The sequence below is a fragment of the Fuscovulum blasticum DSM 2131 genome (genome assembly GCF_003034965.1).
Lineage (GTDB): Bacteria > Pseudomonadota > Alphaproteobacteria > Rhodobacterales > Rhodobacteraceae > Pseudogemmobacter > Pseudogemmobacter blasticus.
This window is the reverse complement of the sequence record NZ_PZKE01000001.1, coordinates 109,621-135,262: the sequence shown is the minus strand read 5'-3', so window position 1 is coordinate 135,262 and position 25,642 is coordinate 109,621. Positions and strand designations below refer to the sequence as shown.

The 25,642-nt window shown below is 66.3% G+C and carries 18 protein-coding genes; 9 read left to right on the top strand and 9 right to left on the bottom strand.

Annotated features, from left to right (window positions below):
- Positions 1-146: 146 nt before the first annotated feature.
- From C5F44_RS00650 to C5F44_RS00630, 5 genes are all read right to left on the bottom strand, one after another.
- Positions 147-770, bottom strand: coding sequence for a queuosine precursor transporter (locus C5F44_RS00650; RefSeq protein ID WP_181318149.1), 624 nt, complete (start codon positions 768-770; stop codon positions 147-149).
- Positions 771-853: 83 nt separating this feature from the next.
- Positions 854-1,753 (bottom strand): esterase-like activity of phytase family protein, encoded by a 900-nt coding sequence (locus C5F44_RS00645; RefSeq protein WP_107671570.1) that lies wholly within the window; start codon positions 1,751-1,753, stop codon positions 854-856.
- Positions 1,726-2,571 carry a penicillin-insensitive murein endopeptidase gene (gene mepA, locus C5F44_RS00640; protein WP_235822469.1) on the bottom strand — a complete coding sequence of 282 codons (846 nt, stop codon included), beginning with the start codon at positions 2,569-2,571 and terminating at the stop codon, positions 1,726-1,728. The genes C5F44_RS00645 and mepA overlap by 28 nt, the downstream gene beginning before the upstream one ends.
- A 50-nt stretch (positions 2,572-2,621) precedes the next feature.
- A complete protein-coding gene (locus C5F44_RS00635) occupies positions 2,622-3,989 on the bottom strand; it encodes an MFS transporter (protein ID WP_107671568.1) in 1,368 nt (455 codons plus the stop codon).
- A 56-nt stretch (positions 3,990-4,045) separates the two neighbouring features.
- The gene (locus C5F44_RS00630) at positions 4,046-4,579 is read right to left on the bottom strand and encodes an acyl-CoA thioesterase (RefSeq protein ID WP_107671567.1); all 534 of its coding nucleotides are present in this window, start codon (positions 4,577-4,579) and stop codon (positions 4,046-4,048) included.
- Between the two features lie 131 nt (positions 4,580-4,710).
- On the opposite strand from C5F44_RS00630, the gene C5F44_RS00625 reads away from it, so the two are divergent.
- Genes C5F44_RS00625 through yaaA form a run of 3 tightly spaced genes read left to right on the top strand, consistent with a single transcriptional unit; the run spans position 4,711 to position 7,851 of the window.
- Positions 4,711-4,998: a YggT family protein gene (locus C5F44_RS00625; protein WP_107671566.1), complete on the top strand. Its 288-nt coding sequence runs from the start codon at positions 4,711-4,713 to the stop codon at positions 4,996-4,998.
- The gene (gene recQ, locus C5F44_RS00620; RefSeq protein ID WP_107671565.1) at positions 4,998-7,034 is read left to right on the top strand and encodes a DNA helicase RecQ; all 2,037 of its coding nucleotides are present in this window, start codon (positions 4,998-5,000) and stop codon (positions 7,032-7,034) included. Before C5F44_RS00625 ends, recQ begins: the two co-directional genes overlap by 1 nt.
- A 16-nt stretch (positions 7,035-7,050) precedes the next feature.
- Positions 7,051-7,851 (top strand): peroxide stress protein YaaA, encoded by an 801-nt coding sequence (gene yaaA / locus C5F44_RS00615; RefSeq protein WP_107671564.1) that lies wholly within the window; start codon positions 7,051-7,053, stop codon positions 7,849-7,851.
- 7 nt (positions 7,852-7,858) lie between these two features.
- On the opposite strand, the gene C5F44_RS00610 is transcribed toward yaaA, so the two are convergent.
- On the bottom strand, positions 7,859-10,426 hold the full coding sequence (locus C5F44_RS00610) for a hybrid sensor histidine kinase/response regulator (RefSeq protein WP_107671563.1): 2,568 nt from the start codon (positions 10,424-10,426) through the stop codon (positions 7,859-7,861).
- Between the two features lie 178 nt (positions 10,427-10,604).
- On the opposite strand from C5F44_RS00610, the gene C5F44_RS00605 reads away from it, so the two are divergent.
- The gene (locus C5F44_RS00605) at positions 10,605-16,058 is read left to right on the top strand and encodes an alpha-2-macroglobulin family protein (protein WP_107671562.1); all 5,454 of its coding nucleotides are present in this window, start codon (positions 10,605-10,607) and stop codon (positions 16,056-16,058) included.
- Complete coding sequence (gene pbpC / locus C5F44_RS00600; protein WP_107671561.1) at positions 16,055-18,097, top strand: penicillin-binding protein 1C; 2,043 nt, start codon at positions 16,055-16,057, stop codon at positions 18,095-18,097. The genes C5F44_RS00605 and pbpC overlap by 4 nt, the downstream gene beginning before the upstream one ends.
- Positions 18,098-18,285: 188 nt before the next feature.
- Here the strand turns inward: pbpC and C5F44_RS17730 are convergent, their stop codons facing one another.
- The gene (locus tag C5F44_RS17730; protein ID WP_146161883.1) at positions 18,286-18,720 is read right to left on the bottom strand and encodes a hypothetical protein; all 435 of its coding nucleotides are present in this window, start codon (positions 18,718-18,720) and stop codon (positions 18,286-18,288) included.
- 162 nt (positions 18,721-18,882) lie between these two features.
- Entirely contained in the window at positions 18,883-20,052 is a 1,170-nt protein-coding gene (gene bktB / locus C5F44_RS00595) for a beta-ketothiolase BktB (protein WP_107671560.1), read from the bottom strand.
- Between the two features lie 170 nt (positions 20,053-20,222).
- On the opposite strand from bktB, the gene C5F44_RS00590 reads away from it, so the two are divergent.
- Together C5F44_RS00590 and C5F44_RS00585 are read left to right on the top strand one after the other, a co-directional pair.
- A complete protein-coding gene (locus tag C5F44_RS00590) occupies positions 20,223-21,323 on the top strand; it encodes an MFS transporter (protein WP_107671559.1) in 1,101 nt (366 codons plus the stop codon).
- 79 nt (positions 21,324-21,402) lie between these two features.
- Positions 21,403-21,609, top strand: a complete 207-nt coding sequence (locus C5F44_RS00585) for a hypothetical protein (RefSeq protein WP_146161882.1) — start codon at positions 21,403-21,405, stop codon at positions 21,607-21,609.
- Between the two features lie 67 nt (positions 21,610-21,676).
- Here the strand turns inward: C5F44_RS00585 and C5F44_RS00580 are convergent, their stop codons facing one another.
- Positions 21,677-22,906, bottom strand: coding sequence for a UbiH/UbiF/VisC/COQ6 family ubiquinone biosynthesis hydroxylase (locus C5F44_RS00580; RefSeq protein ID WP_107671557.1), 1,230 nt, complete (start codon positions 22,904-22,906; stop codon positions 21,677-21,679).
- A gap of 83 nt (positions 22,907-22,989) precedes the next feature.
- Between C5F44_RS00580 and C5F44_RS00575 the strand changes: the two genes are divergently transcribed.
- Positions 22,990-24,321 (top strand): amidase, encoded by a 1,332-nt coding sequence (locus tag C5F44_RS00575; RefSeq protein ID WP_107671556.1) that lies wholly within the window; start codon positions 22,990-22,992, stop codon positions 24,319-24,321.
- A gap of 140 nt (positions 24,322-24,461) precedes the next feature.
- Positions 24,462-25,640: an aminotransferase class I/II-fold pyridoxal phosphate-dependent enzyme gene (locus C5F44_RS00570; protein WP_107671555.1), complete on the top strand. Its 1,179-nt coding sequence runs from the start codon at positions 24,462-24,464 to the stop codon at positions 25,638-25,640.
- Positions 25,641-25,642: the final 2 nt, after the last annotated feature.

The window sequence follows — 25,642 nt, the reverse complement described above, 5'->3', positions numbered from 1 at the left end:
TGTTGACCAAGGGGCTGCCCCTAGAAAACACTCCTCCTGACTGTCCCGACACCTCTCTCCAATATCCCTCTAGACACTGGATCACCTCCTTTCAAAAGTTGCCGATAGGCGAAACGTGGCACAGATTTTGTGTTTGTCAAAACAATTCACGCAACCCGTGCCATGAGTTTTCCGGCAATGATGCGGAAAGGAACAAGTGCGACGGCATCAAGACCAATCTTCACGCACCAGTCGGCTGCGGCCAGCGAAACCCAGAACGGCAAGACCGGCCCGATGCCCAGAAGAGGGGTTGGCCCTGCGGCCCAGGACACATCATTCCCGGGCTCCAGAAACACCAGAAAGCCGGCGAAGGCGACGGTGAAGAAGATCAGCGTGTCCAGCGTCGAAGACACCAGGGTTGAGACAAAGGGCGCAACCCACCAACGGTGACGGCGCAACCGATCGAAGATCGCCACGTCCAGCATCTGCGCCGACAGGAAGGCCAAGCCCGAGCCAAGCGCGATGCGCAGCGTGACCAGGGGACCGAACTCGCCCACGATTTGCGTGCCAATCAACGAGCAGAGGATGCCGGTAACGAAGCCAGCCAGAACCACCCGTCGCGCGGCGGCCGGGCCGGCGATGCGGTTGGTCAGATCGGTAACGAGGAAGGCGAAGGGATAGCTCAGGGCGCCCCAAGTGAGGTAGGCGCCCATCGGGTGTTGAACAAGAATGTTCGAGGCCATCACGATGACGGCCATGGCAAGGATGCCGGGCAGAAGGCGGTTCATGATTTCCATTCCGTTTTGACAAGGTCGCGGAGACTTGGCCCCCGGGTCAGGGGACGCGCCGCCTTACGGCGGAACCGGGTCTTTCGTCAACGGGGCAGGCGGTATTCGACGATCTCGGTCGAAAGCAGGAACAGGAAGTTGTCGTCGGCGATCAGCGTCAGGCGGACGTCTCCCGCCGCATCGCGCCACACTGCCAACCCTTCCAGATTGCCATACTGGCCCGGCGCCGTTTCCAGCACGGTCTGCGTTTGTGCGATGCCCTGCGATGCCGGATCAACCGCCCGCACGCGGGAGGCAAAGCCGCCAAGGCCGCGAAACTGCCGTTCAAGAACGTAAAGCTGGCCGTCCGGGCCAAAATCGGCCCCCACGGGCAGGAAGGTGCCATCGCGCGGAAACAGGAAAGGCTGGCTCCAGCCGGTTTCAGGATCGTAGCGGAACACCGGAAACGCGCCGGTGCCCTGCCGCGTGTCTTCGGGCAGGGTGTACAGGCGCCCCTGCGCATCAACCGCAAGGGCCTCAAGTGCGGCATTCTTCGGCAGGTCACGGAATTCGGGTGGGCTGGGCAGGTTTTCGGCAGACCTGCCGAAAGCCGGATAGCGCAGGATGCGCGCCGCCCCTTCGAACGACACATAAAGCGTTCCGTCCGGCGCCATCGCCAGCCCCTCGCTGTCGGCCCGGTTGCTTTTGAGCGGGGCCTCATCCTGCGCCTTCAGCTTCTCGGGCGGCGCGGCGTCGATGTCGGTGATCTGCCCTGTCGCATCGCGCCGGATCGTGCCTTCGGTCCAACTTCCACGGTCGGACAGGGCCACGAACCGGCTGCCGTCGTCTGACAGTTCAATGCCGGAAAACCCGCCGAACAGCGGATCTTCCATCTTCCAGGTGTGGCGACCCACGAACCCGGCGGGGCCCGAAGGGTTCGCGGCCCCCTGCAACCCTGTCACCAGAACCGCTGCCGCTGTCAGTCCGAGGCGAGCACGTCTCTGCATTGCTTGGGCAAATCGGCCATGGTGAATTCGCGCGGCCCCTTCTTGCGGGGCGCGTCGTCTTCCTTGGGTTTCTTGCCACCCTTCTTGGGCGGGTTCAGGTAATCGGTCACCCACCACATCAGCGTATCGTCACAGCCGTCCCCGCCGTTCGACAGATCGGCCACGGTCGGTTTCTGCGTTTCGCACAGCCGCGCGCCTTTGGGGCATTTCAGCCGCACATGGAAATGCGTGTCATGCCCGGCAACGGGCCGGATCTTCTGCAACCATTTCTTGTCCGACCTCTTGGCGGTCTTGCACATCTCGATCTTGATGGCGGCGGCCACAAAGATGCGGTCCACGCGGGGGTCGGACGCGGCAATTTTCAGCAGCGCTGCCGCCCGTGGGCCCCAGTTCTCGGTTACCGACCGCTGGTCGGCCGACCGCATGGGGATTGAACTGATATTCTCGCGTTCCTTCACGCTCAGGTCCAGACGGCGCGGCGCCAGCCACCAGATATCGGCATCCAGCCCGATCTGGTGGCTGGCATGGCCGCTGGTCATCGGGCCGCCGCGCGGCTGGCTGATGTCGCCGATATACAGCCCCTGTCCCCAGCCGATCTGGGCCGCTGCCTGCGACAGTTCGATCAGGAAGTTGACCATCACCGGCTGACCGAAATTCCGCCCGCGCGACAGGCGCATCGCCTGCCAGGTGGGGCCGGTTTGCGGCAGTTCCACCAACCCGGCCGCACAGCCGCGCGCATAGGAACCTATGGGCATCGAATCCTGCCGGCTGGGGGCGTCAACCGCACCGAACAGCTTGTTGGCCAGTTGGTCGGCCATGGCAGGGGCAGGAAGGCACAAGGCCAGGCACAGAAGAAAACGCGAAAACATCAGGACTGCTCACCTTTGGGATTGACCCAGACTAGCAGGATCAGCCCGATCAGGAACAGCCCGATCAGCGGTGAAATGCCGATGCGCTGACTGCCGCTGATCTGGGTGGCCAGCGCAATCAGTGCCGGCGACATGAAGCTGGCCACCTTGCCCGAAAGGGCGAACAGGCCGAAGGCTTCGGTTGCGCGGTCCGGGGTAGTGTGGCGCACCATCATCGTGCGGCTGGCGGCCTGCACCATGCCGCCCGCGGCGCCGATCAGCGCCCCGCAGGCAAAGAAGATCTGGTCCGGCCGGCCCGAGGCCGGGTCCATCGCCAGACCCCAGACGCCTTCGCGTGTCATGCCCACGATCACGGCGCAGACCGCGATCAGAACGACGATGGAAAAGGCGATCACCGGCTTCGGCCCGAAGGCGCGGTCGACTCTGCCGCCCAGCCAGCTTGCCACCATGGCGGCCACCGCACCGACGATGCCGAAGATGCCGATCTGCGTGATCGACCATCCCAGCACGCCCGAGGCATAGACGCCGCCGAAACCGTAAAGCGCGTTCAGCGCATCACGGTAAAACAGGGATGAAACAAGATAGGCCGAAAGACTGCGCCGATACCGGAGTGAGGCCAGCAGGTCGGTCAGCATCGAAATCGCCCGGCCCGGCCGCAGCGGTTGCGCCACCGTGCGCGGTTCCTTCACCCACAAAAAGAACGGCACCATGAACACCGCATACCACAGCGCGGTGAACGGCCCCACGAAACGGGTTCCTTCACGCGCCTCGGGATCAAGCCCGAGCAGGGGCGAAATGCCCAGGAAGGTTTGCCCGCTGTCGGTGCCTTCGGCAAAGAACAGCAGCATGATGATCAGCGCCACCAGCCCGCCCAGATAGCCGAAGGCAAAGCCGCTGCCGGAAATCGCGCCCAGATCCTCATGATCCGAAAGCGACGGCATCAGCGAATTGGTGAAGATGGTGGCGAACTCCATCCCGATGAAGCCCAGTCCGAAACTGGCAAGCGCCCAGAACAGCATGTCGCCTTCGCCGCCGGGGGCTACCCACCACAGGCCCCAGGCCCCGACAACGTAGAAGACCGAGAAGATCCAGACCCAGATCAGCCGCCGCCCGGTGCTGTCGGCCACCGCGCCCAGCAGCGGTGCCATTACCGCGATGAAGATCGAGGCGATGGCCAGACCCCAGCCCCAGTAGCTTTGCGCCGCCGCCGCTGCCGCATCGGCCTCCATGCCCTGGCCCATGTAATAGCCACGTGCGACCTCGGCGAAATAGGGGCCGAAAATGAATGTCAAAAGCAGCGTGTTATAGGGCTGGCTTGCCCAGTCGAAGAAGTACCAGCCCCAGATGCGTTTCTTCGCGCTGACCATTCACCATCCCCCGGTTTTGCGGCCAGTGAAGCCGCAATCGCGGAGGGGCGCAAGCGTCACGCGACGGGCGGCCAGGGGCGTTGCGCATCTGCGTCAGACCAGGCCGTTACCCAGCCGGGCAGGGGCGGGCTTTCCGGGGCCAGCCCCAGCGCCACCGCCATCTCGGCCGGGGGCACGATCCCGCGCTTGCCTTGCGTGATGGCTGACCGCAGCAGCGCCTGCGAGGTGCATTCCCCGCGCACCCACATCGACTGATCCATATAGACGAAACGCGCGTCCCACCCCAGAAGCCGTGTCCGCATCTCTATCCGGTCAAAGGTCTTGACCCGCTTGCGATAGCGGACCGAGGCGCCGGCCACCGCCAGCCCCCAGCCCTTGGCCCGGGCGATCTTGTCCAGGCCAGTGCGCGTGGCCATCGGGATACGCCCCAGATCATACAGCGTCAGCGTGCGGCCATTGTTCAGCTCAAGCCAGGGGTCAATGTCCCAGGGCCAGCAGATGTGATGGCTGACATGCGTCTCGAACGCCCCCAGCGGCGGGGCATTCCGGTACTTCACGATTTCCTTGATCATCCGCAGATAGGGATACATCGGCGCCTCCGGCAAACTGCCCCTCGCCTGCCGCGTGCGGCGACCGGCGTCAAGCCTGACCCGGCGTAGACCATTGCCCTTCCGGGGGGCGCGGGTTACGAAACGGCCAACCCTGCACGCATGAGGCCGAAATGACGTCGATCTACCAGATCCTGATGCTGGTCCTGGACATCGCCTATTTCATCATCCTGGCGCATGTCATCATGAGCTGGCTGATCAACTTTCAGGTGCTGAACCTGCGGCAGCCTCTGGTGGCCCAGCTCTGGGATGGTCTGAACCGCCTGCTTGAACCCGTCTATTCTCAGGTGCGCCGTGTCATTCCCGCCGTCTCTGGCCTGGATTTCGCACCGCTGGTTGTGCTGGTTGGCATCATCGCGCTTCGCATCGTGCTTCGGAACAACGCCGCCGCTTTCTTCTGATGCCTGAACCTGCCACGCTTCTGGCCCGGGTTTTCGGATTTCCGGGGTTCCGCCCCGGTCAGGAAGAAATTGTCCAGTCTGTCCTTGCCGGGCGCAACACGCTGGCCATCATGCCCACCGGCGGCGGCAAGTCGCTGTGTTTCCAGCTTCCGGCCCTGTGCCGCGACGGGGTGACGGTTGTGATCTCGCCGCTCATCGCCCTGATGCGCGATCAGGTTCGCAGCCTTCGCGAGGCCGGGGTTGAGGCGGGCGCCCTGACATCGGGCAATACCGAGGATGAGACGGAAGAGGTGTTCTCGGCCATCGACGAAGGCCGTCTCAAGCTGCTCTATATCGCGCCGGAACGGCTGGCCTCGCCGGCAACGCTGCCGCTTTTGCGCCGCGCCGGCGTGTCGCTGATCGCGGTGGATGAGGCGCATTGCGTTTCGCAATGGGGCCACGATTTCCGCCCTGATTACCTGCGCATCGGTGATCTGCGCCGCACGCTGAACGTGCCGCTTGCCGCCTTCACCGCCACCGCCGACGAAGAAACACGGGCCGAGATCGTGACCCGCCTGTTCGACGGCGCGGCCCCGGCCACCTTCCTGCGCGGGTTTGACCGGCCGAACATCCATCTGGCCTTTGCCGCGAAAGACAGCCCGCGCGACCAGATCCTGCGCTTCGCCGCCGCCCGCAAGGGGCAGTCGGGCATTGTCTATTGCGGCACCCGCGCCAAGACGGAAACGCTGGCGCAGGCGCTGTGCGAGGCCGGTCATCACGCGCTGGCCTATCACGCCGGGCTTGACCCGGACCGCCGGCGCTTTGTCGAAACCCGGTTCCAGCGCGATGACGGGCTTATCGTGGTGGCGACGGTGGCCTTCGGCATGGGCATCGACAAGCCTGACATCCGCTGGGTCGCCCATGCCGACCTGCCCAAATCCATCGAATCCTATTATCAGGAAATCGGCCGTGCCGGCCGTGACGGGGCGCCCGCCGAAACGCTGACGCTTTACGGCGCGGACGACATCCGTTTCCGCCGCCAGCAGATTGACGAAAGCGCCGCCCCGCTGGAACGCAAGCAGGCCGATCACGGGCGGCTGAACACCCTTCTGGGTCTGGCTGAGGCGATCGGTTGCCGCCGGCAGGTCTTGCTGGGTTACTTTGGAGAAGCCGCCGAGCCTTGCGGCAACTGCGATCTGTGTGACCGCCCGGCCGAGGTGTTCGACGCCACCGAAGCCGTCCGCAAGGCGCTGTCCGCCGTGTTGCGCACCGGCGAAAGCTTTGGCGCGGGCCACCTGATCGACATCCTCACCGGCAGCCTGACCGACAAGGTTCGCGACCGGGGCCATGATGCCCTGCCCACCTTTGGCGTCGGGCGCGAGCTGTCCAAAACGCAATGGACCGCGCTGTTCCGGCAGATGATGGGCCGCGATCTGGTGCGCCCCGATCCCGAACGCCACGGGGCGCTGCGGATGACAGACGCCGCCCGCCCCGTGCTGCGGGGCGAGGTGCAGATGCTGTTCCGCAAGGATACTGCGCCCGCGGCAAAGGCGATGGTCCGTTCGCTGGTGGCCGAGGAAGACGCGCCGCTGCTGTCCGCGCTCAAGGCCAAGCGCCGCGCCCTGGCCGAGGCGGCGGGTGTTCCGGCCTATGTCATCTTTGCCGACCGCACGCTGATCGAGATGGCCGAAAAGCGCCCGCAGACGCTGGACGATATGGCCGGAATCACCGGCGTCGGCGCGAAGAAGCTGGAAAGTTTCGGCCGGCTGTTCCTTGAGGTGATCGCGGGTGCCGCCGAACCGCTGCACCCGGCCCGGATGGCGCTGGCAGGCCGGCCCGAAGGCGCCGTCTTCGACCGGCTGGCCGAAGTTCAGGCCCGCCTGCAACGCGGTGAAGATGGCACTGAAAAGCCGCTGTCCTGCACCTGGTCCACCCTGCGCCAGATTGCCGAGCGGCGCCCGCGCACATTGGCCGAACTGGAGCGGGTTCAGGGGATGGGCCCGCTCAAGGCCGAACGCTTCGGCGCGGCCTTTCTTGATGTGTTGCAGGACGGCTGACAGAAAGGGAACTGCCATGCTCTGCGTTGTCTCACCTGCGAAACGGCTGGATGAAAAGCCGAAGGCGCTGCCCGAAGGGCGGCAGATGACGCAACCCGATTTCCTGCCCGAAACGTGGAAGCTGGTGCAGGCCGCCCGCATCCTGTTGGTGAACGACCTGCGCGCGCTGATGCACCTGTCCGACCCGCTTGCCCGGCTGAACCATGCCCGGTTCGCGGGGTTCCAGCGCCATCCCGGCCCCGGTCAGGCGTTGCCCGCCATCCAGTGCTTCGCCGGCGATACCTATGCCGGGTTCGAGGTGCGCACGCTTGGCGATGATGCCCTTCGCTGGGCCGACCGGCACCTGCGCATCCTGTCGGGGCTGTACGGGCTGTTGCGGCCTTGGGACGCGATCCAGCCGCACCGGCTTGAAATGGGCAGCCGGCTGGCCAATCCGCGCGGCCCCGATCTTTACGCCTTCTGGGGCGACCGCATCGCCCGCGCACTGGTGGCGCAGGCGGCCGAGGTGGGAACCGATGTGCTGATCAACTGCGCCTCGGTCGAATACTTCACCGCCGCCGATCGCAAGGCGCTGAAACTGCGGGTGATCTCGCCCGTTTTCCTTGAGGAACGGGCGGGTGAGGCCAAGATCGTTTCGTTCTTCGCCAAGAAGGCGCGCGGGTCGATGGCGCGTTTCCTGTGCGAAAACCACCTGACCGACCCGGCCGATCTGCCCGCCTTTTCCACCGGCGGCTATGCCTATCAGCCCGCGCTGTCCACGCCCGACCGCCCGGTCTTCCTGCGCGCCGCGGTGGACCAGGACGATCAGGCCGCCTGACCGCCCCTTACGCCGCATCCTCGGCAGATAGCGACAGAGGCCGCGCTCCGGCGGGGCAATGTTCCGCCAGCGTGGCCGCAATGGCGGCCTTGCGCAGCGGCTTGGTCATGTAGCGGTCGATCCCCGCGGCCAGAATGGCCTCGGCATCCCCCTCCATCGCGTGGGCGGTCAGCGCGACAATGGGCACATGCGCGCCCGGCCCTTCGGCGGCGCGGATACCGGCGGCGGCTTCCTTGCCGTCCATTTCGGGCATCGAGATGTCCATGAAGATCAGGTCGGGGTGAAAGTCTTTCCATAGCGCCAGCGCCTCGCGGCCATTGGCGGCGAAGCGCAGGTCGATCTCCAGCCCCTTCACCATTTTCTGGAACACCAGTTGATTGGTCCTGTTGTCTTCCGCCACCAGAACCCGCATCCGCCGATCTACCGCCAGTTCGGGCGACAGCAGCAACAGCGGCGGGGCAGGGGAGGCGGGCTCCTGCTCTTCCTGTCCGGTCAGGCTGCGCAGGCAACGGTAAAGTTCGGCCCGCAGCACCGGCTTTTGCAGGATCGCATCCAGCGCCACCGCCCCTTCGCGTTCCCGCGCCATCGCCGGGTTTGACGACAGCAGCAGGATCGGCATCGTCAGCCCCGCCGCCCGGATGCGCCCGGCCAGCGTGACGCCATCCATTTCCGGCATGTCGTGATCGGTCAGCACCACGTCCACCGGCGGCCCCTCGGCCAGCGCCGCCAGTGCCTCGGTGCCTGACCGGCACAGGGTCACCCCGATGCCGCAAGGCGCCAGTTGCCGTTCCAGGATGGTGCGGTTGATGAAACGGTCATCCACCACCAGCGCCCGCCGTATCTTGACCGGGGGCCGTGCCATTTCAGCCACCTCGGCCACGGGCAGGCTGACGCGAAAGCCGAAGACCGATCCCTTGCCCGGCTCGGAATCCACCCAGACCGCGCCACCCATATGTTCGATCAGCCGCCGGGTGATGGCCAGCCCCAGCCCGGTGCCCTGATACTTGCGGTTTTGTTCGTCCTCGACCTGATTGAATTCGCCGAAGATGTGATCCAGATGTTCGGGCGCGACGCCGATGCCGGTATCCTCGACCGTGACATGCAACTGCTGGCGCCCGTCTTCCGCCTCGACGCCGACCACGCGGGTCAGGACATGGCCGTTGTTGGTGAACTTGACCGCGTTGCCGATCAGGTTGGTCAGCACCTGCCGCAGCCGCCCCGGGTCGCCCACGAACCCGGTGGGCAGGAACATGTCATAGTCGATCATCAGGTCGATTCCCTTGGCCCGGGCCTGCGGCTGCAGCAGCATCGTCACCTCATGGATGGTGCGCTCCAGATCGAAGGTCTCGGGGTTCAGGGTCAGCCGCCCGGCCTCGATCTTGGAATAGTCGAGGATGTCGTTGATGATCACCAGCAGCGCTTCGCCCGACGAGCGGATGGTTTCCGCGAACAGCCGCTGCTCATCGCTGAGACTGGTGTCACATAGCAGTTCAGCCATGCCGACCACGCCGTTCATGGGGGTGCGGATCTCATGGCTCATGTTGGCCAGAAACGCCGATTTGGCGCGGTTTGCCGCTTCGGCCTGCCGGCGGGCGGCTTCCAGCGCGGTCTGCTGTTCGCGCAACTGGGTGATGTCGGTGCGCAGGCCCACCCGCCCGCCGTCGGGTGTCACATGGTCGCTTTCCAGAATCCATCGGCCATCGGCCAGCCTGCATTCGCTGCTGCCGTTCGCCTCGCGCATCTGGCGCAGGCGGTCGGCCAGCCAGTCCTCCTCGCGGCCCACGGCGGCGGGCACATGGCCGTTGCGCAGCCCGTGGCGCAGCAGATCCTCGAAGCTGGTGCCGCGGACCATCACCGGAACACTGTCGGGAAACATGTCGCGATACCGTTGGTTGCAGGTCAAGAGACGTTCCTCCCTGTCGAAAAGGACAAAGCCATCGGGCAGCGCCTCGACGGCGGCCCAGATGCGCATCTGTTCGGTGATATCCAGGCCAAGGCTGACCACCCCGCCATCGCGGGCGCGGCGGTTGACCAGCCGCACCCAGGCGCCGCTGCGGAAATGCAGCGTTTCGGGCGGGATCGGGTCTTCATCCAGCCGGGCGATCATGCCGGCCACCCAATCGTCTGCCGGCATCTCGCCGGTGTCGATCAGCCCCTGATCGGCCAGCAGATGCAACAGCGCGCCATAGGTGACCCCGGGCTCGATCTGAGAACCGCCAAAACCGGCTGCAAATGCGCTGTTCGCGGTGATCAGCCGAAGCTGCGCGTCATAGACGGCAAACCCGTCGCGGATGGTGTCGATCGAATCCCACAACCGCCGTTCCGCCATGACAGCGGCGGTATGGGCGCGTTCCAGATCGCGCAGGACGCGGGTATTCTGGCCTTTCAGCGTCTCGGCCTCGGTCACGGCGGTCTGCACCACAACCCGCTGTTCGACGATCTGGTCCGACAGCACGCGCGCATGAAGCGCCAGCTTTTCGTTGGCGGCAAACAGTTCGCGCGTGCGCTGTTCCAGCAGGCGTTCGGCCGCCAGCCGGGCCCGGCGTTCCTTTGCCAGTCTCTCGCTCAGATCCATCGCGCCCCAGCCGACATCCTGCCTGCCGCTCCGGCGCTGGCGGGGCCAACGTCCGGTTTTCGCGACTACCTTCGCCCAGCAGAATGAACCAAGACTTAACGACAAAATGAGGGAACCTCTGCTTGCCGCTTGCCGGGGGGCATGGCACTCTCACCGTCATGTGACAGGAGGGTTTTTCATGCGCGTTTTCGCCAGAGCTGCCGTGGTGGCACTTTTGCTTGGTGTCCCGTCTCTGGCGATGGGTGAGGATCTGATCCCCGAACGGCGGGCGATCGTCACGCAGGATGCCGACCTTCCGGGTGGCGACATTTCCTCGATCTTCGACACCTCGCACGAGGCTTGCGAACGTGCCTGTCTGACCAACACGCGCTGCGAGGCCTATACGTTCAACACCCGCAACGGCAGTTGTTTCCTGAAGGCTGGCGCGGGGGAACCGCAGTTCTTCCAGGGTGCCTTTTCGGCCATCATGGTGGCGGGTGATCCCGCCGTGGCCACCCGTGCCGCGGACCGCCGCGATGAGTTGAAGCCGTGGATGCCGGATTGGGACGTGCAGTCAGCGTATGACATGGCGCTTACGCTTGGGCGTACCCACACCACCGGCCCGTGGAGCGCGGACGAACACATGGAAGCGGCGGCGAACGCCGAAAGCTCGGGCGATTGGGTGATGGCGACCGCCTATACGGGGGCTGCCCTCAGCCGTGATGATTCGGCAGAGATCTGGCTGGAATATGCCCGCCGCGCCTATCAGGCGTCGAACCAAAGCAACAACGATCAGAACTGGTATCGCAACCGCGCCTATCAGGCGTCGATCAACGCCTATCTGCGGGCCGAAAACCCCGCCCTGCGCCATTCCATTCTGGTGCAGATGGGCGCTGTGCTTGAATCGCTTGGCCGTGGCCGCGACACCGTGCAGGCGCTGCGTCTGGCGCAATCGCTGCAAAGCCGGGATGACACGGCCGCGCTTCTGGATGATGCGATCGGGAAATACGGCTTCCGCATCAGCGACAACACGGTTGAGGCCGATCTTGCCCGCCCGCGCATCTGCGCCACCTTTACCGAAGAACTGGTGCCGTCGGGCGTGGACTATGCCAATTACGTCAAGCTGCCCGAGGCGGGAATGGCGGTTGAGGCCGGCGGCTATCGCCAGCTTTGCGTGACTGGGGTCAGCCACGGCAGCCGCTATACCGTGACCTTCCGCGAAGGTCTGCCTGCCAAGGACGGCCAGGTTCTGGCCAAGGACGTGGACCTGACGATGTATGTCCGCGACCGCAACCCCGGCGTCAGCTTCCCCGGGCGCGGCTATGTTCTGCCGAAATCCGACAATGCCGCCCTGCCGGTGCAGACGGTGAACACCACCAAGCTGGACCTGACGCTGTATCAGGTGACAGACCGCAACATGCTGCGCGCCATTCAGGACAGCTATTTCGGCTGGCCGATGCAGGAATACACCGAGGGTTACTTTGCCGAAACGGTGGGGGAATCGATCTGGACCGGCACCGCCACCGTCGCGCAAGAGGTGAACAAGGATGTCACTACCCGCCTGCCGCTGGCCGAGGCGCTGAAGGACCGCCCCGCCGGGATCTATGCGCTCAAGGCTGCCGTGCCGGGGGTTGACCCGTACACCGTTGCGCCGGGCTGGCAGTGGTTCGTTGTTTCCGACCTTGGGCTGACCACGCTGTCCGGCGTTGATGGCCTGCATGTCTTTGTTCGCAGCCTGGGCACCGCCGCCGCCAAGCCGGGCGTGTCTGTTCAACTGCTGAACCGCGCCAATGCCGTTCTGGGCACCGCCACCACCGATGACCAGGGCTATGCCCGCTTCGATGCCGGGTTGACCCGTGGCACCGGCGGCGCGGCGCCCGCGCTGATCGTGGTGAAGGATGGCGAGTCCGACATTGCCTTCCTGTCGCTGACCGACCCGGAATTCGATCTGTCCGACCGGGGCGTCGAAGGGCGCGAACCTGCGCCGCCGGTCGATGTGTTCCTGACCACCGACCGCGGGGCCTATCGCGCCGGCGAAACCGTCTATGCCACCGCGCTGGCCCGCGACCCGCAGGCCGCCGCCGTGGAAGGGCTGCCGCTGACCGCCATTCTGATGCGCCCCGACGGCGTGGAATATTCGCGCCAACTGGTGCAGGATTCCGGGGCCGGCGGCCATGTGTTCGAGATGCCCATTGCCGGCAGCGCCCCGCGTGGCGTCTGGCGGCTTGAGGTGCGGGCGGATCTTGACGCCGCGCCGCTGACCAGCCGCACCTTCCTGGTGGAAGACTTCCTTCCCGAGCGTATCGACTTTACCCTGTCGCTGGGGGACACGCCGCTTGCCTTTGGCGATACGCCCGGCGAACTGGTTGTCGATGCCCGGTATCTTTTCGGCGCACCGGGGGCCGACCTTGCCATTGAAGGCGAAGTTCTGCTTCGCGCCGCCAAGGGGCTGGAAGCCTTCCCCGGCTATGTCTTCGGCCGCTATGACGAACCCTTCAACGCGACGATGCAGTCGCTTGAAAACGGCACCACGCTGGAAGACGGCAAGGGTTATCTTGATGTGGCCCTGCCGCAGATGGCCGACCCCGGCCTTCCGCTTGAGGCGGTGGTGACCGTCCGCGTTGCCGAAGGTTCGGGCCGGCCGGTGGAACGGCAGGTGACCAAGTCGGTCACCCCGATTTCGGCCATGATCGGCGTCAAGCCGCTGTTCGATGGCGTGGCCGGTGAAGGCACCAACGCGACCTTTGAACTGATCGGTGTCGGCACTGATCTGAAGCCCGCGCCGATGCCGGTGAAATGGACCATCACCCGGATCGAGACCGACTATCAGTGGTATCAATCCTACGGCAACTGGAACTGGGAGCCGGTGACCTATCGCACCCCTGTTGCCGAAGGCGAGGCCACCCTGGGCGATGCGCCCGTTCAGGTGGCCGCCCCGGTGACCTGGGGCGAATACGAGATCAAGGTCGAACGGACCGACGGCACCATCGCGGAAACATCCACCACCTTCTGGGCCGGCTGGTATGCGCCCGCCGACACCTCGGCCACGCCCGACACGTTGGAACTGTCGCTGGACAAGCCCGCCTACAAGGCCGGTGACACCGCGACGCTGCGCATCGTGCCCCGCGCCGCCGGCACCGCGCTGGTGACGGTGCTGTCGAACCGTCTGGTCACCATGAAGGCGGTCGAGGTCAGCGAAGGTGAAAACCTGATCGAGCTGCCCGTCACCGCGGACTGGGGCGCCGGCGTCTATGTCACCGCCTCGGTCCTGCGGCCGATGGATGTGGCTGCCGGCCGCAATCCGGCCCGCGCGCTTGGCCTGTCTTATGCCAGCATTGACCCGGGCAGCCGCGCGTTGACCGCCAGCATCGAAACCGCGCCCGAGGCCGCACCGCGCGGCCCGATGGAAGTGGCGGTCAAGGTGGACGGTATCACCGAAGGCGAAACCGCCTATGTCACCATTGCCGCCGTCGATCAGGGCATCCTGAACCTGACCGGCTTCAAGGCCCCCGATCCGCAGGGCCATTTCTTCGGCCAGCGCAAGCTGGGCGTGGGCATCCGTGATGTCTATGGCCGTCTGATCGACGGGCTGAACGGCGCGGAAGGGCAGGTCCGGTCCGGCGGTGATGCCGGCGCGCAGGCCCGCCTGCAAGCCCCGCCTCCGACAGAGGAACTGGTGGCCTATTTCACCGGCCCGGTGCAGGTGGGGGCTGATGGTTATGCCCGCGCCAGCTTTGACCTGCCTTCGTTCAACGGCACGGTGAAGGTGATGGCCGTGGCCTGGTCGAAGACCGGCGTGGGGCAGGCCAGCGCCGATGTGCTGGTGCGCGATCCGGTGGTTGTTACCGCCTCGATCCCGCGCTTCATGTCGCCCGGCGATGAAAGCCGCGTCCTTCTGGAAATTGTCCACGCCACGGGCCCTGCCGGAAAGATGGCGCTGGCCGTGGCGGGCAATGGCGTGACGCTGGGCGCCGCCCCGGCCGAGGTGACCCTTGCCGAAAAGGGCAAGCAGGTGGTTGAGGTGCCGCTGACCGCTGTCAGCGCAGGTATCCATACCATCGACGTGACGCTGACCACGCCCGACGGCAAGGTGCTGAAAAAGACCCTGACGCTGCCGGTTCAGGTGAATGACCCGGAGATTGCCAAGATCAGCCGGCTTGACCTGAAGAAGGGCCAGTCGATGACCTTCGATCAGGCCGTGTTCACCGGCCTTGTTCCGGGTTCGGGCAAATCGGTCATGGCGATCGGTCCCATCGCCCGGCTGAACGCGCCGGGGCTGCTGGCCGGGCTTGACCGCTATCCCTATGGCTGCACCGAGCAGATGACATCCAAGGCGATGCCGCTGCTGTATTTCGACGAAATCGCCCGCGTGATGGATCTGAAAGGGGCTGACAACATCCAGACCCGGATTGACCAGGCGGTGGCCGAAATCCTGTCGAATCAGGGGGCCGAAGGGTCATTCGGGCTTTGGGCACCGGGGTCGGGCGACCTCTGGCTTGATGCCTATGTGACCGATTTCCTCAGCCGGGCGCGGGCACAGGGTTATGCGGTGCCGGATCTGGCCTTCAAGAACGCCCTGGCCAACCTGCGCAATCAGGTGAACTCGGCACCCGATTTCGACGGCTCCACCAATGGCGGGGGCGAGGCGCTGGCCTATGCGATCATGGTGCTGGCCCGCGAAGGGGCTGCTGCGATTGGCGATCTGCGCTACTATGCCGATGTGAAGGGCGATGATTTCGCCAGCGCACTGGCACAGGCGCAGATCGGTGCGGCGCTGGCGTCCTATGGCGACCAGACCCGCGCCGACGCCATGTTCCGCAAGGCTGCCGCGCGGGTGCCCGCGCTGTTTGACGGCGACGCCAGGCAGGTCTGGCGGGCCGACTATGGCACCGGCTACCGCGACGCCGCCGCCCTGCTGACCCTGGCTGTCGAGGCCGGGTCCGAGGCAATGGACCGCGAGGCGCTGGTGGCCCGGCTGGCCACCGCCAACGGCAACCTTTCGACGCAAGAGGCGACCTGGGCGCTGATGGCGACGAACGCGCTGATCGACCGGCCCGGCACGGATGGCATCAAGATCGACGGGCAGGCCCCGACCGGCCCGCTGGTCAAGGTGCTGACCGATGGTCAGGCCCCCGTCACCGTCAGCAATGAAGGCGCGGATACCTACCTGACCATCACCACCTATGGCGTGCCTTCCGAACCGGAGCCCGCCGGTGGCAAAGGTTATGCCATCAACCGTGACTATTACACGATGGAGGGCGAGCCGGTTTCGCTGGAAGGTGTCAAGGTTGGCGACCGGCTGGTCGTGGTGGTGACGGTCAAGCCCTTCGAATATTCCGAAGGGCGCCTGATGGTGGCCGATCCGCTGCCGGCCGGGTTCGAGATCGACAACCCCAACATCATGGCCAGTGGTTCGACCTCGGCGCTTGGCTGGCTGGATACGCTGGATCAGGTGACCCATGCCGAATTCCGGCAGGACCGTTTCCTTGCGCAGGTGGACTGGTCGTCCGACCAGCCGTTCAAGCTGTCCTATATCGTCCGCGCCGTCAGCCCCGGAACCTTCCACCACCCGGCGGCCTCGGTCGAGGATATGTATCGCCCCGACTTCCGCGCCCGCAGCGATGTGGGAACGGTGACCATCGCCGGCAAATGATGCTGGCGCGCGGCTTTCTCGCGGTGGCGGCAGGCCTTTGGCTTGCCGCCCTTGGGCATGACAGGTTCGATGCCTGGGTTGATGCCACCGTGCTGCCGCCGCTGACGATTGAGACCAGCGCCGAGGTGCTGGACCGCAACGGTCATCTGCTGCGGGCCTATACCGTGGCGGATGGGCGCTGGCGGCTGGCCGTAGGTCTGGATGAAGTCGATGCCGGCTACATCGACATGCTGCTGAACTTTGAAGACCGCCGGTTCCGCGACCATGACGGCGTGGATCTGCGTGCGATGGCCCGCGCCCTGGCGCAGGCGGCCTGGAACGGGCGTGTCGTCTCGGGCGGGTCCACGCTGACGATGCAGGTCGCGCGCCTGCTGGAAGAAGGCACCACCGGCCAAGTCTCGGGCAAGCTGCGGCAGATGCGGGTGGCGCTGGCGCTGGAACGCCGGCTGTCCAAGAATGAAATCCTGTCGCTCTATCTGCTGCTTGCCCCGTTCGGCGGCAATCTGGAAGGGGTGCGTGCCGCCTCGATTTCCTATTTCGGCAAGGAACCGGCCCGGCTGACCCCGGCCGAGGCGGCGCTTCTGGTGGCCATTCCGCAATCCCCGGAAAGCCGCCGCCCCGACCGCGCCGCCGACCGTGCCGAAGCCGCCCGCGACCGGGTGCTGGCCCGCGCCGTGGCCTTCCATCTGATCGACGAGGAAGAGGCCACCGCCGCCCTGACGGAGCGGGTTCCCGGCCTGCGCCAGCCCTTTCCGGCCCATGCCCCGCATCTGGCCGACCGCGCCCGCGCCGAAGACCCGGCCGCCCGCGAACAGCGCCTGACGCTGGATCTGTCCTTGCAGAAGAAGATCGAGGCGCTGGCGGCCGAGGCTGTGGAAGGGCGTGGCGAACAGTTGCAGGTCGCCATCGTGGTGGCCGACCACGCATCTGGTGAAATCCTTGCCTCGGTCGGCTCTGCCGCCTTTGCCGCCGATGCGCGGCAGGGCTTCGTTGACATGACGACCGCGCTGCGCAGCCCCGGATCGACGTTGAAGCCGCTGGTCTATGGGCTTGCCTTTGATGAAGGTCTTGCCCATCCCGAAACCCTGCTGGACGACCGCCCGATGACCTTTGGCGGCTATGCGCCGCAGAATTTCGACAAGCTGTTCCGTGGCGAAATCCGCGCGCGAGAGGCGTTGCAGAAATCGCTGAACCTGCCCGTGGTGGCGCTGACCGATGCGCTGGGGCCGGCCAAGCTGTTGTCGGCCATGGGCAAGGCCGGGATGCACTATCGCGTGCCGGGCAACCAGCCGGGGCTTGCCGTGGCGCTTGGCGGGGTGGGCGTCACCCTGACCGACATGGTTCAGCTTTACGCCGCCATTGCCCGTGGCGGCGTGGCCTTGCCCCTGGGCTGGCGGATGGAGGGCGACCGCCCCGAAGGCCAGCGCGTGATTTCCGCCGTGGCCGCCTGGCAGGTGGGTGACATCCTGGCGGGCCTTGCGCCGCCGCCCGGCGCACCGTCAAACCGGCTCGCCTACAAGACCGGCACCAGCTATGGCCACCGCGATGCCTGGGCCATTGGCTTTGACGGCCGCCATGTCATTGGCGTCTGGATGGGCCGGGCCGATGGCACCCCGGTTCCCGGCGTTTTCGGCGCCGATCTGGCGGCGCCGGTGCTGTTCCAGGCCTTCAACCGGCTGAAACGCACGCTGGACCCGCAACCCCCCCCGCCGGCGGCCACGCTGCTGGTCTCGAACGCCCAGCTTCCGCCGCCGCTGCAACGCTTCCGCCCGCGCAACGCCGTGTTTGCCGCCGCCCCGGATGCGCCCGCCGTTGCCTTCCCGCCTGACGGGGCCGAGGTGGAGCTGCTTGATGCCGGCCTGAAGGTGCGCGTTTCCGGGGGCACCGCGCCCTTTACCTGGATGGTGGACGGCACCCCCGTCACCACCGGCGCCCGTGACCGCGAGGCGATGCTGGCCCTGCCCGGCAAGGGCTTCGTCACCCTCTCGGTGATCGACGCCGCCGGCCGCTCTGCCCGCGCACAGGTGCGGGTCTGGTAGGGGGCGGTTGGCGCCCCGTGGGAAGTGGGAGCAGGGGATCAACTTCCCCAAGCCCTAAGACAGAGGCACCAGCCAGGTCAACGGCTGCGAAGCGGCCCCGGGCAGGCGCCCAACCACCTTCCGTGCGGACGCTTGCTGGCCTGCCATAGCGCAAGGGCTTAAGATGGCTTTGAGCCCACTGCGGGCGGTCAGGGCCTCGCAGCAGCAGTTGCGCTGCGTCTCCTGAGTTCGCGGCGAGGATCGTGCCTACGCACCAACAAAATGCGACTAAATTCAAAGGAGCGCCCAAGGTCAGAAACCACGCGAAGCGAGCAATTGAGTCGTTCAAAAGCAGCCAACTCAACAGTGAAGCGAGCGTCCTGAACCCACTCGGAAGGCAGGTTTTGGCTCTTCATGAGGACTTGAAGCATTGCAGCGAAGCGTTGAGATATCGGAAAAGTCTTAGAATTTATTGCGGCGAGGCCTTCGCCCACCAGCGGTATTTCAAGCGTGCCCGCACCTTCGTCCTCCATCCAAGTTCTCAACTGACCAAGGGCCCAGTATCCGTTCAGATCGTTGTTGCGGCTGATAAAGGCAGCGAGGACATCATGAACGATGCCGTGAAGCTCGATGCGTCTCGCCATGCTGTGTTGGCTCCTAGTGATTTTCCAGCTTCGGCCCGACTGTAGCATCAGTCAACGTCCAGAATGTCCCGCATAGCCGCCACTCACCGTTCACCCCACCTGGCCATAGTCCCGTATCCCCAGCCTTCCGCCGGCCCGTCGGGGCCGGCGGGGCGGGTTGGGTCAGACCCGCTCGATCGCGAGGGCGATGCCCTGACCGCCGCCGATGCACATGGTGATCAGCGCGGTCTTGCCGCCGGTCCGCTCCAGCTCATACAGCGCCTTCGTTACCAGGATCGCCCCGGTTCCGCCCACGGGATGCCCCAGCGCGATGGCGCCGCCGTTGGGGTTCACCTTGGCCGGGTCCAGGTCCAGCGCGCGGCTGACGGCCAGCGCCTGCGCGGCGAAGGCTTCGTTCGATTCCACCACGTCAAAACTTTGCGGACTGACGCCCAGTTTGGCGCAGAGCGCCCGAACCGCCGGAATCGGGCCAAGGCCCATGACCTTGGGGTCAACCCCCGCCACCGCATAGCCCATGATCCGCGCCCGCGGCACCAGCCCGCCCAGGGCCGAAGCCCGCGCCAGCACCACCGCCGCCGCCCCGTCGTTCAGCCCGCTGGCATTGCCCGCCGTGACCGAGCCATCCTTCTGGAACGCCGGCTTCAGCCCGGCCAGCGCCTCAAGCGAGGTGGCCTTGGGGTGTTCATCCACGGCAAAGGTCACCGGCCCCTTGCGGCTGGCAATCTCGACCGGCGCGATCTGGTCAACGAACCGGCCTTCGGCGATGGCCCGCGCGGCGCGGGTCTGGCTTTCCAGCGCGAAGGCATCCTGATCGGCGCGGGAAATGCCGTCCTGCGCCGCCACGTTTTCCGCCGTTACCCCCATGTGCCCGGCGCCGAAGGGGCAGGTCAGCGCGCCGGTCATCATGTCGACGGCCCTGGTGTCGCCCATCTTCTGCCCCCACCGCGCAGCCTGCAGCGCATAGGGCGACCGGCTCATGCATTCGGCCCCGCCGGCCAGCGCGAAATCGGCATCGCCCAGCATCAACGCCTGCGTGGCAGAGACAATCGCCTGCGCCCCCGATCCGCACAGCCGGTTGACGTTCATCGCCGGGGTCGTTTCGGGCACGCTCGCGTTCATTGCCGCCACACGGCTCAGATACATGTCGCGCGGTTCGGTGTTGATCACATGGCCGAAGACCACGGTGCCGATCTGCCCGCCTTCGACGCCGGCGCGCGCAATGGCCGCCTTGGCGGCATGGGTGGCAATGTCGATCGGCGGCAACGCTGCCAGCGATCCCCCGAAGGTGCCAATGGCGGTGCGGGCGGCGGAAAGGATGAAGACATCGGTCATGACAGGGCCCCGGCTCAAGGAAACAGGAAGGAACGGTTCTCTTCTGCACCCTAGCGGGGTTCGGGCCAAGGGGCAGCATGACGTCACGTCCTGAACGCACCGTCGCCGCCCGTTGACAGTGCCGCGACGACGGGCGACAGGATGCGTCTGATCCTACAGGAGCGGCCTGCGTGCGCGACCTCATCAAGGCCAACGCGGGCCTTCTTTTTGCCGGTGTCGCGACCTTTGTCGCCATGGGGATCGGCCAGTCGATCTATGGCCCGGCATTGCCCGCCTTTACCCGCGCCTTCGGCGTGACGCTGGCCGAGGCGGGGCTGGTCCTGTCGGCGCATTGGGTGGGCTGTTTCCTTGGCGTCGCCATCATGTTTGCGGTGGGGCGCGGTGTCACCCCCCGCCACGCGCTGGCGCTGATGACGCTGGGTTCGGCCGGCATCGCCACCATGGCGGGCTGGTGGATGGTGCTGGCTTCGGCCCTAGTGTTCGGGGCCGGCTACGGCATGGCGACCTCGGTGCTGAACCCGCGGGTTCTGGTGGCCTTTGGCGCCCGCGGCCCGTCGATGCTCAGCTTCCTGAACGCCACTTTCGGTATTGGCGCCATCGCGGCGCCGCTGGTCTTCGTGGCGCTTGGCAGTGATCCGCAGCTTGGCTTCGGCATCACCGCCGCCTTCTGCGCCGCCACCTGGGCCGGTGCGGGCCGCACGGGCACGGCCGCGGCCACCGCCACCATTGGCACGCGGCCATTCCGGCCGCATCTGCCGATCCTGGCCTTCGGTGCCGTCGCCATCGGGCTTGAGGCCTGCCTTGGCGGGCTTGGCCCCACCGCCCTGATCGCGGCCGGTCTTTCCGAAGCATCGGCGGCCCGGCATCTTTCGGCCTTCTTCGTGGTGTTCCTGATTGCCCGTCTGGTGCTGACCTTCACGGCGCATCGCATCCCGTCATTCGGGCTTTACACCGCGGCCATGCTGATGGCGCTGATCTGCGCACTTGGCGCGGTGCTGGTCAGCCCGGCGGTGTTCTTCGTGGCGGCGGGCGCGCCGGCCGGGCTGTTTTTCCCCGGCTTCTATGTGACCGCCAGCCGCAAGATGGGCGATGACCCGCGCGTTCCGCCCACCATCATTGCCGCCGGGCTGGTGGGCGGCATCTTCTCGCCCCTGGCCATCGCCCCCGCCATGGCGGCCCTTGGCCCGCTGGGGTTCTTCTGGATCATGCTGGGCCTGACCGCCCTGACCAGCCTGCTTGCGTTGCTGTCGCTGCGGTCAATGGCGCGTTAGGCGCTGCCGGCAGGCGGTCGGGGCTTTGCGTCGCCTGGTTCTGCGCTATCTCTTGCCCATGCAAAGGGCGGAGGCAGAGGTGTTCAAATACGGTCCGACACGAGGGGAACTGTGGTTCCGGCTGGTCGTCTCGGTTCTGGGGCTGGCCTTTCTTGCCGCCGCGATTTTCCTGCGCGGCCTGCCTGACGGCCCGGCGCTGGTTGAGGTGGTGGGTGTCGCGCTGGCGCTGTTCGGCGGCACGGCCGTCTGGACGATCAAACGCCTGATCCGGCGCGAGCATCCTTGACGGGTTCAGGGAACGCAGTCGCAACCCGCCGATTTCAGAAAGCACCGACTTGCCCGGTGGCCCGGCCCTAGAGCTTTCGCCCGGTCAACAGGCGGGGCAACTCGCCCTCAAGCCCGGCCGCCTGCCGGATGAAGCGCCGCCGCAGGCCGGGCAGGGCGTTCACCACGCCCATCCCCAGATCACGCCCAAGCCGCATCACCGGGTTGTCGTTCGAGAAGATCCGGTTCACCGCGTCCATCCCCAGCGCCAGCGCCGTGGCATCGAACCGCCGCCACCGCTGGTATTCCCCCAGCGGCACCGCGCTGCCGATGTCTTCGCCCCGCCGGGCGGCGTTGACCACCACCTCGGCCAGTGCGCCCACGTCGCGCAGGCCCAGGTTCAGCCCTTGCCCGGCAATCGGATGCACGCCATGCGCCGCATCGCCCACCAGCGCGACACGCTCTTCCACAAACCTTTCGGCCAGCGACAGCGACAGCGGATAGGTGAACCGTTCCCCCGCCAGCGACAGATCGCCAAGGAAGCCGCCGAAGCGGGGCTTCAGCGCCTCAAGATACCCGGCGTCGTCCAGCGCCTGAATCTCGGTCGCCACGGCCTCGGTCTCGGACCAGACGATTGAGGAATGATGGCCGCCGGGCAGCGGCAGAATGGCCAGCGGCCCCGAGGGCATGAAATACTGATAGGCGGTGCCTTCATGCGGCTTTTCATGGTGCACGGCCGTCACCAGCGCGGTCTGGCCATAGCCCCAGCCCAGCCGGCGGATGCCCGCCCGTTCCGCCACGCCCGACCCGCGCCCGTCGCAGCCGACCAGCAGCCGCCCGGTCAGCGTTTTGCCCGAGGCGAGACGCACCGAAACCCCGGCCGCCGTCACCTCTTGCGCCTCGACCTTTTCGCCCGACAACAGGGTGATCCCGTCGGTCGCGCGCATGGCCTGCAGGAAGGCGGCGTAAAGGAAGCGGTCCTCAAGCATATAGCCCATCGGGCCTTCTTCGATCTCATCGGCATCGAAGGTCAGGAAGAACGGTGCCGGGCCTTGGCCGGGGCGTCCGTCGCTGGTCTTGATCCTGAGGATCGGTTGCACCTGCGCCTCGACCGACCGCCAGACGCCGATGGCCTGCAACAGCCGCTTCGACGCGATGGCCAGCGCATAGGCCCGCCCGTCAAACCCGGCTTCGGCCCGTTGGGGGGCCGGGCGGGCGTCAATCACCGCCACCGACAGCCCTGCCTGCGCCAGCGCCAAGGCCAGCGCGGGGCCGTTCAGCCCGCCGCCCACGATCAGAACATCAGCCTGCATTTCCATGTGCGTGACCTAGCACAAGTCGCGGGATTGTCCATGCGGCCCACAGCCGCTAGGGTCGCCGCAACATCGCGCAGGGGTGACGGATGAAGGGAACCTGGTTCCACATGTCGGCGGCCGATCTGGGCCGCGCTATCGGCGAGGGGCGGATCAACCCGGTTGAACTGACCGAGGCCTTCCTGGAGAAGATCGCCAATCACCCACTTGCCCCCCGCATCTATGCCCGTGCCACCGAAGTTCGCGCCCGGGGCGAGGCGATGGGGGCCGCATCCCGCGCCAAGGCCGGCCTGCGCCGCGGCATCCTTGATGGGGTGCCGATTAGCTGGAAAGACCTGTTCGACACCGCCGGCGATGCGACCGAGGCTGGCAGCGCCCTGTTGCGCGGCCGCACCCCCGACCGCGATGCCGTGGTGCTGGAAACGGCCACCCATGCCGGCCTGGTCTGCCTGGGCAAGACCCATATGTCGGAACTGGCCTTTTCGGGCCTTGGCCTGAACCCCGTCACGGCCACCCCGCCCTGCCTGAACGATGACCGTGCCGTGGCGGGCGGGTCATCCTCGGGCGCGGCGACATCTGTCGCCTTCGGGCTGGCCCCGGCAGCCATCGGGTCGGACACCGGCGGTTCGGTTCGTATTCCCGCCGCCTGGAACGATCTGGTCGGGCTGAAAACCACTTCGGGCCGGTTGTCGATCAGCGGCGTCGTGCCGTTGTGCGAACGCTTCGATACCGTGGGCCCGCTGGCCTATACCGTGGAAGACTGCGCCCTGCTGCTGGCAGCGATGGAGGGGCGCCGCCCGCCCGATCTGACCGGGGCCGATCTCGCCGGGGCCCGGCTGGCGGTGCTGGAGACCGTCGCGCTGGACAACCTGCGCGAACGCCCCGCCAACGGATTTGACGACGCCTGCACCCGGTTGACCCGCGCGGGTGCCACCATCACCCGCATCAGGGCCCCCGAAGTGGCCGAGGCCATGGGGCTGACCGTCGCCCTGTTCACCGGCGAGGCCTATGGGATCTGGCGCGATACCATTGAAAAGGCGCCGGAAAAGATGTTCCCGCGGATTCTGGAACGCTTCCGCGCCGGTGCGGCTGTTTCGGCCCCCGATTATGTGGCGGCCTGGCGCCGGCTGATGGACCTGCGCCAGATCTGGCACGACCGCACTGCCGGCTTCGACGCGGTGATCCTGCCCACTTCGCCCATCCTGCCGCCGAATGCGGACCGGCTGATGACGGATCAGGATTATTACGTCACCGAGAACCTGTTGGCCCTGCGCAACACCCGGATCGGCAACCTGATGGGCCTGTGTGTCCTGACGCTGCCCACGTCCGAGCCGTCCTGCGGCATTTCGCTGATGGCCGCGCCCATGGCGGAAGACCGCCTGTTGCGGCTGGGAACGGCGGCGGAACGCGCGCTGACCTGACAAGCCCCCGATCTTCCGACAAAAAAGCCACAATTTTCGCAACCAACCCCTAGGGATGGTTCGGAAAATCTGGACCGCCGCAAGTTCCGCCGTTATCCTGATCCTCAAACGGGGCGAAACGACCCCGACTTGAGGCAGCAATGGCGTTTCCAGAGCGGTTTTCGAACCTGCCTGACTATGCGTTTCCGCGGTTGCGGAAACTTCTCGATGCCCATCAGCCGGGCGGCGAACCCATTGCCATGACCATCGGTGAGCCGCGCCACCCGATGCCCGATTTTGTTGGCCGTATCCTGTCAGACAACCTGGCCGGCTTTGGCGTCTATCCGCCCAATGACGGCACGCCCGATCTGCTGGCCGCCATTTCCGGCTGGATCGCCCGCCGTTATGGCGTGCAGGTTGCGGAAAACCGGCTGATGGTGCTGAACGGCACCCGCGAAGGGCTGTTCAATGCCGCGCTGGCGCTGTGCCCGGAACAAAAGGCCGGTGGGCGCCCCGTGGTGCTGATGCCGAACCCGTTCTATCAGGTCTATGCCGTGGCCGCGCTGGCCGTGGGGGCCGAGCCGGTCTATGTGCCCGCGACCGCCGCAACGGGATTCCTGCCCGATTACGGCAGCCTGCCCGCGTCTGTGCTGGACCGTGTGGCCATCGCCTATATCTGTTCGCCGGCCAACCCGCAGGGTTCGGTGGCAAGTGCCGATTATCTGGCCGACCTGCTGGCGCTGGCCGAGAAGCACGATTTCCGCGTTTTCGCCGACGAGTGTTATTCCGAGATCTGGCGCGATGCGCCGCCGCCCGGCCTGCTGGCCGTGGCGCAGGCGCAGGGCGCGGACCCCGAGCGCGTGGCGGTGTTCCATTCGCTGTCGAAGCGGTCAAACCTGCCGGGGCTGCGGTCGGGCTTTGTGGCGGCGGGCGCCGAAAGCATGGTTCGTCTTCGCCAGTTGCGCGCCTTTGCCGGTGCGCCGCTGCCCCTGCCGCTGCAAAAGGTGGCCGAGGCCTGCTGGCAGGATGAGGCGCATGTCTCCGCCAGCCGCGCGCTGTATCAGGACAAGTTCCGCGATGCCGCCAAGGTTTTCGCCGGCCATCAGGGCATCACGCTGCCCGAGGGCGGCTTCTTCCTGTGGCTTCCGGTGGAAGATGGCGAACAGGCCGCACTGAAATTGTGGCGCGAGACAGGGGTCCGGGTTCTGCCCGGCGCCTATCTTTCGCGCGATGTCGGGGGAAAGAACCCCGGTAGCGAGTATATCCGGGTCGCGCTTGTGGCCCCAAGGGAAGAAACGCAGCGCGGGCTGATCCAGCTTCGCGACTGCTTGTACGATTGAAG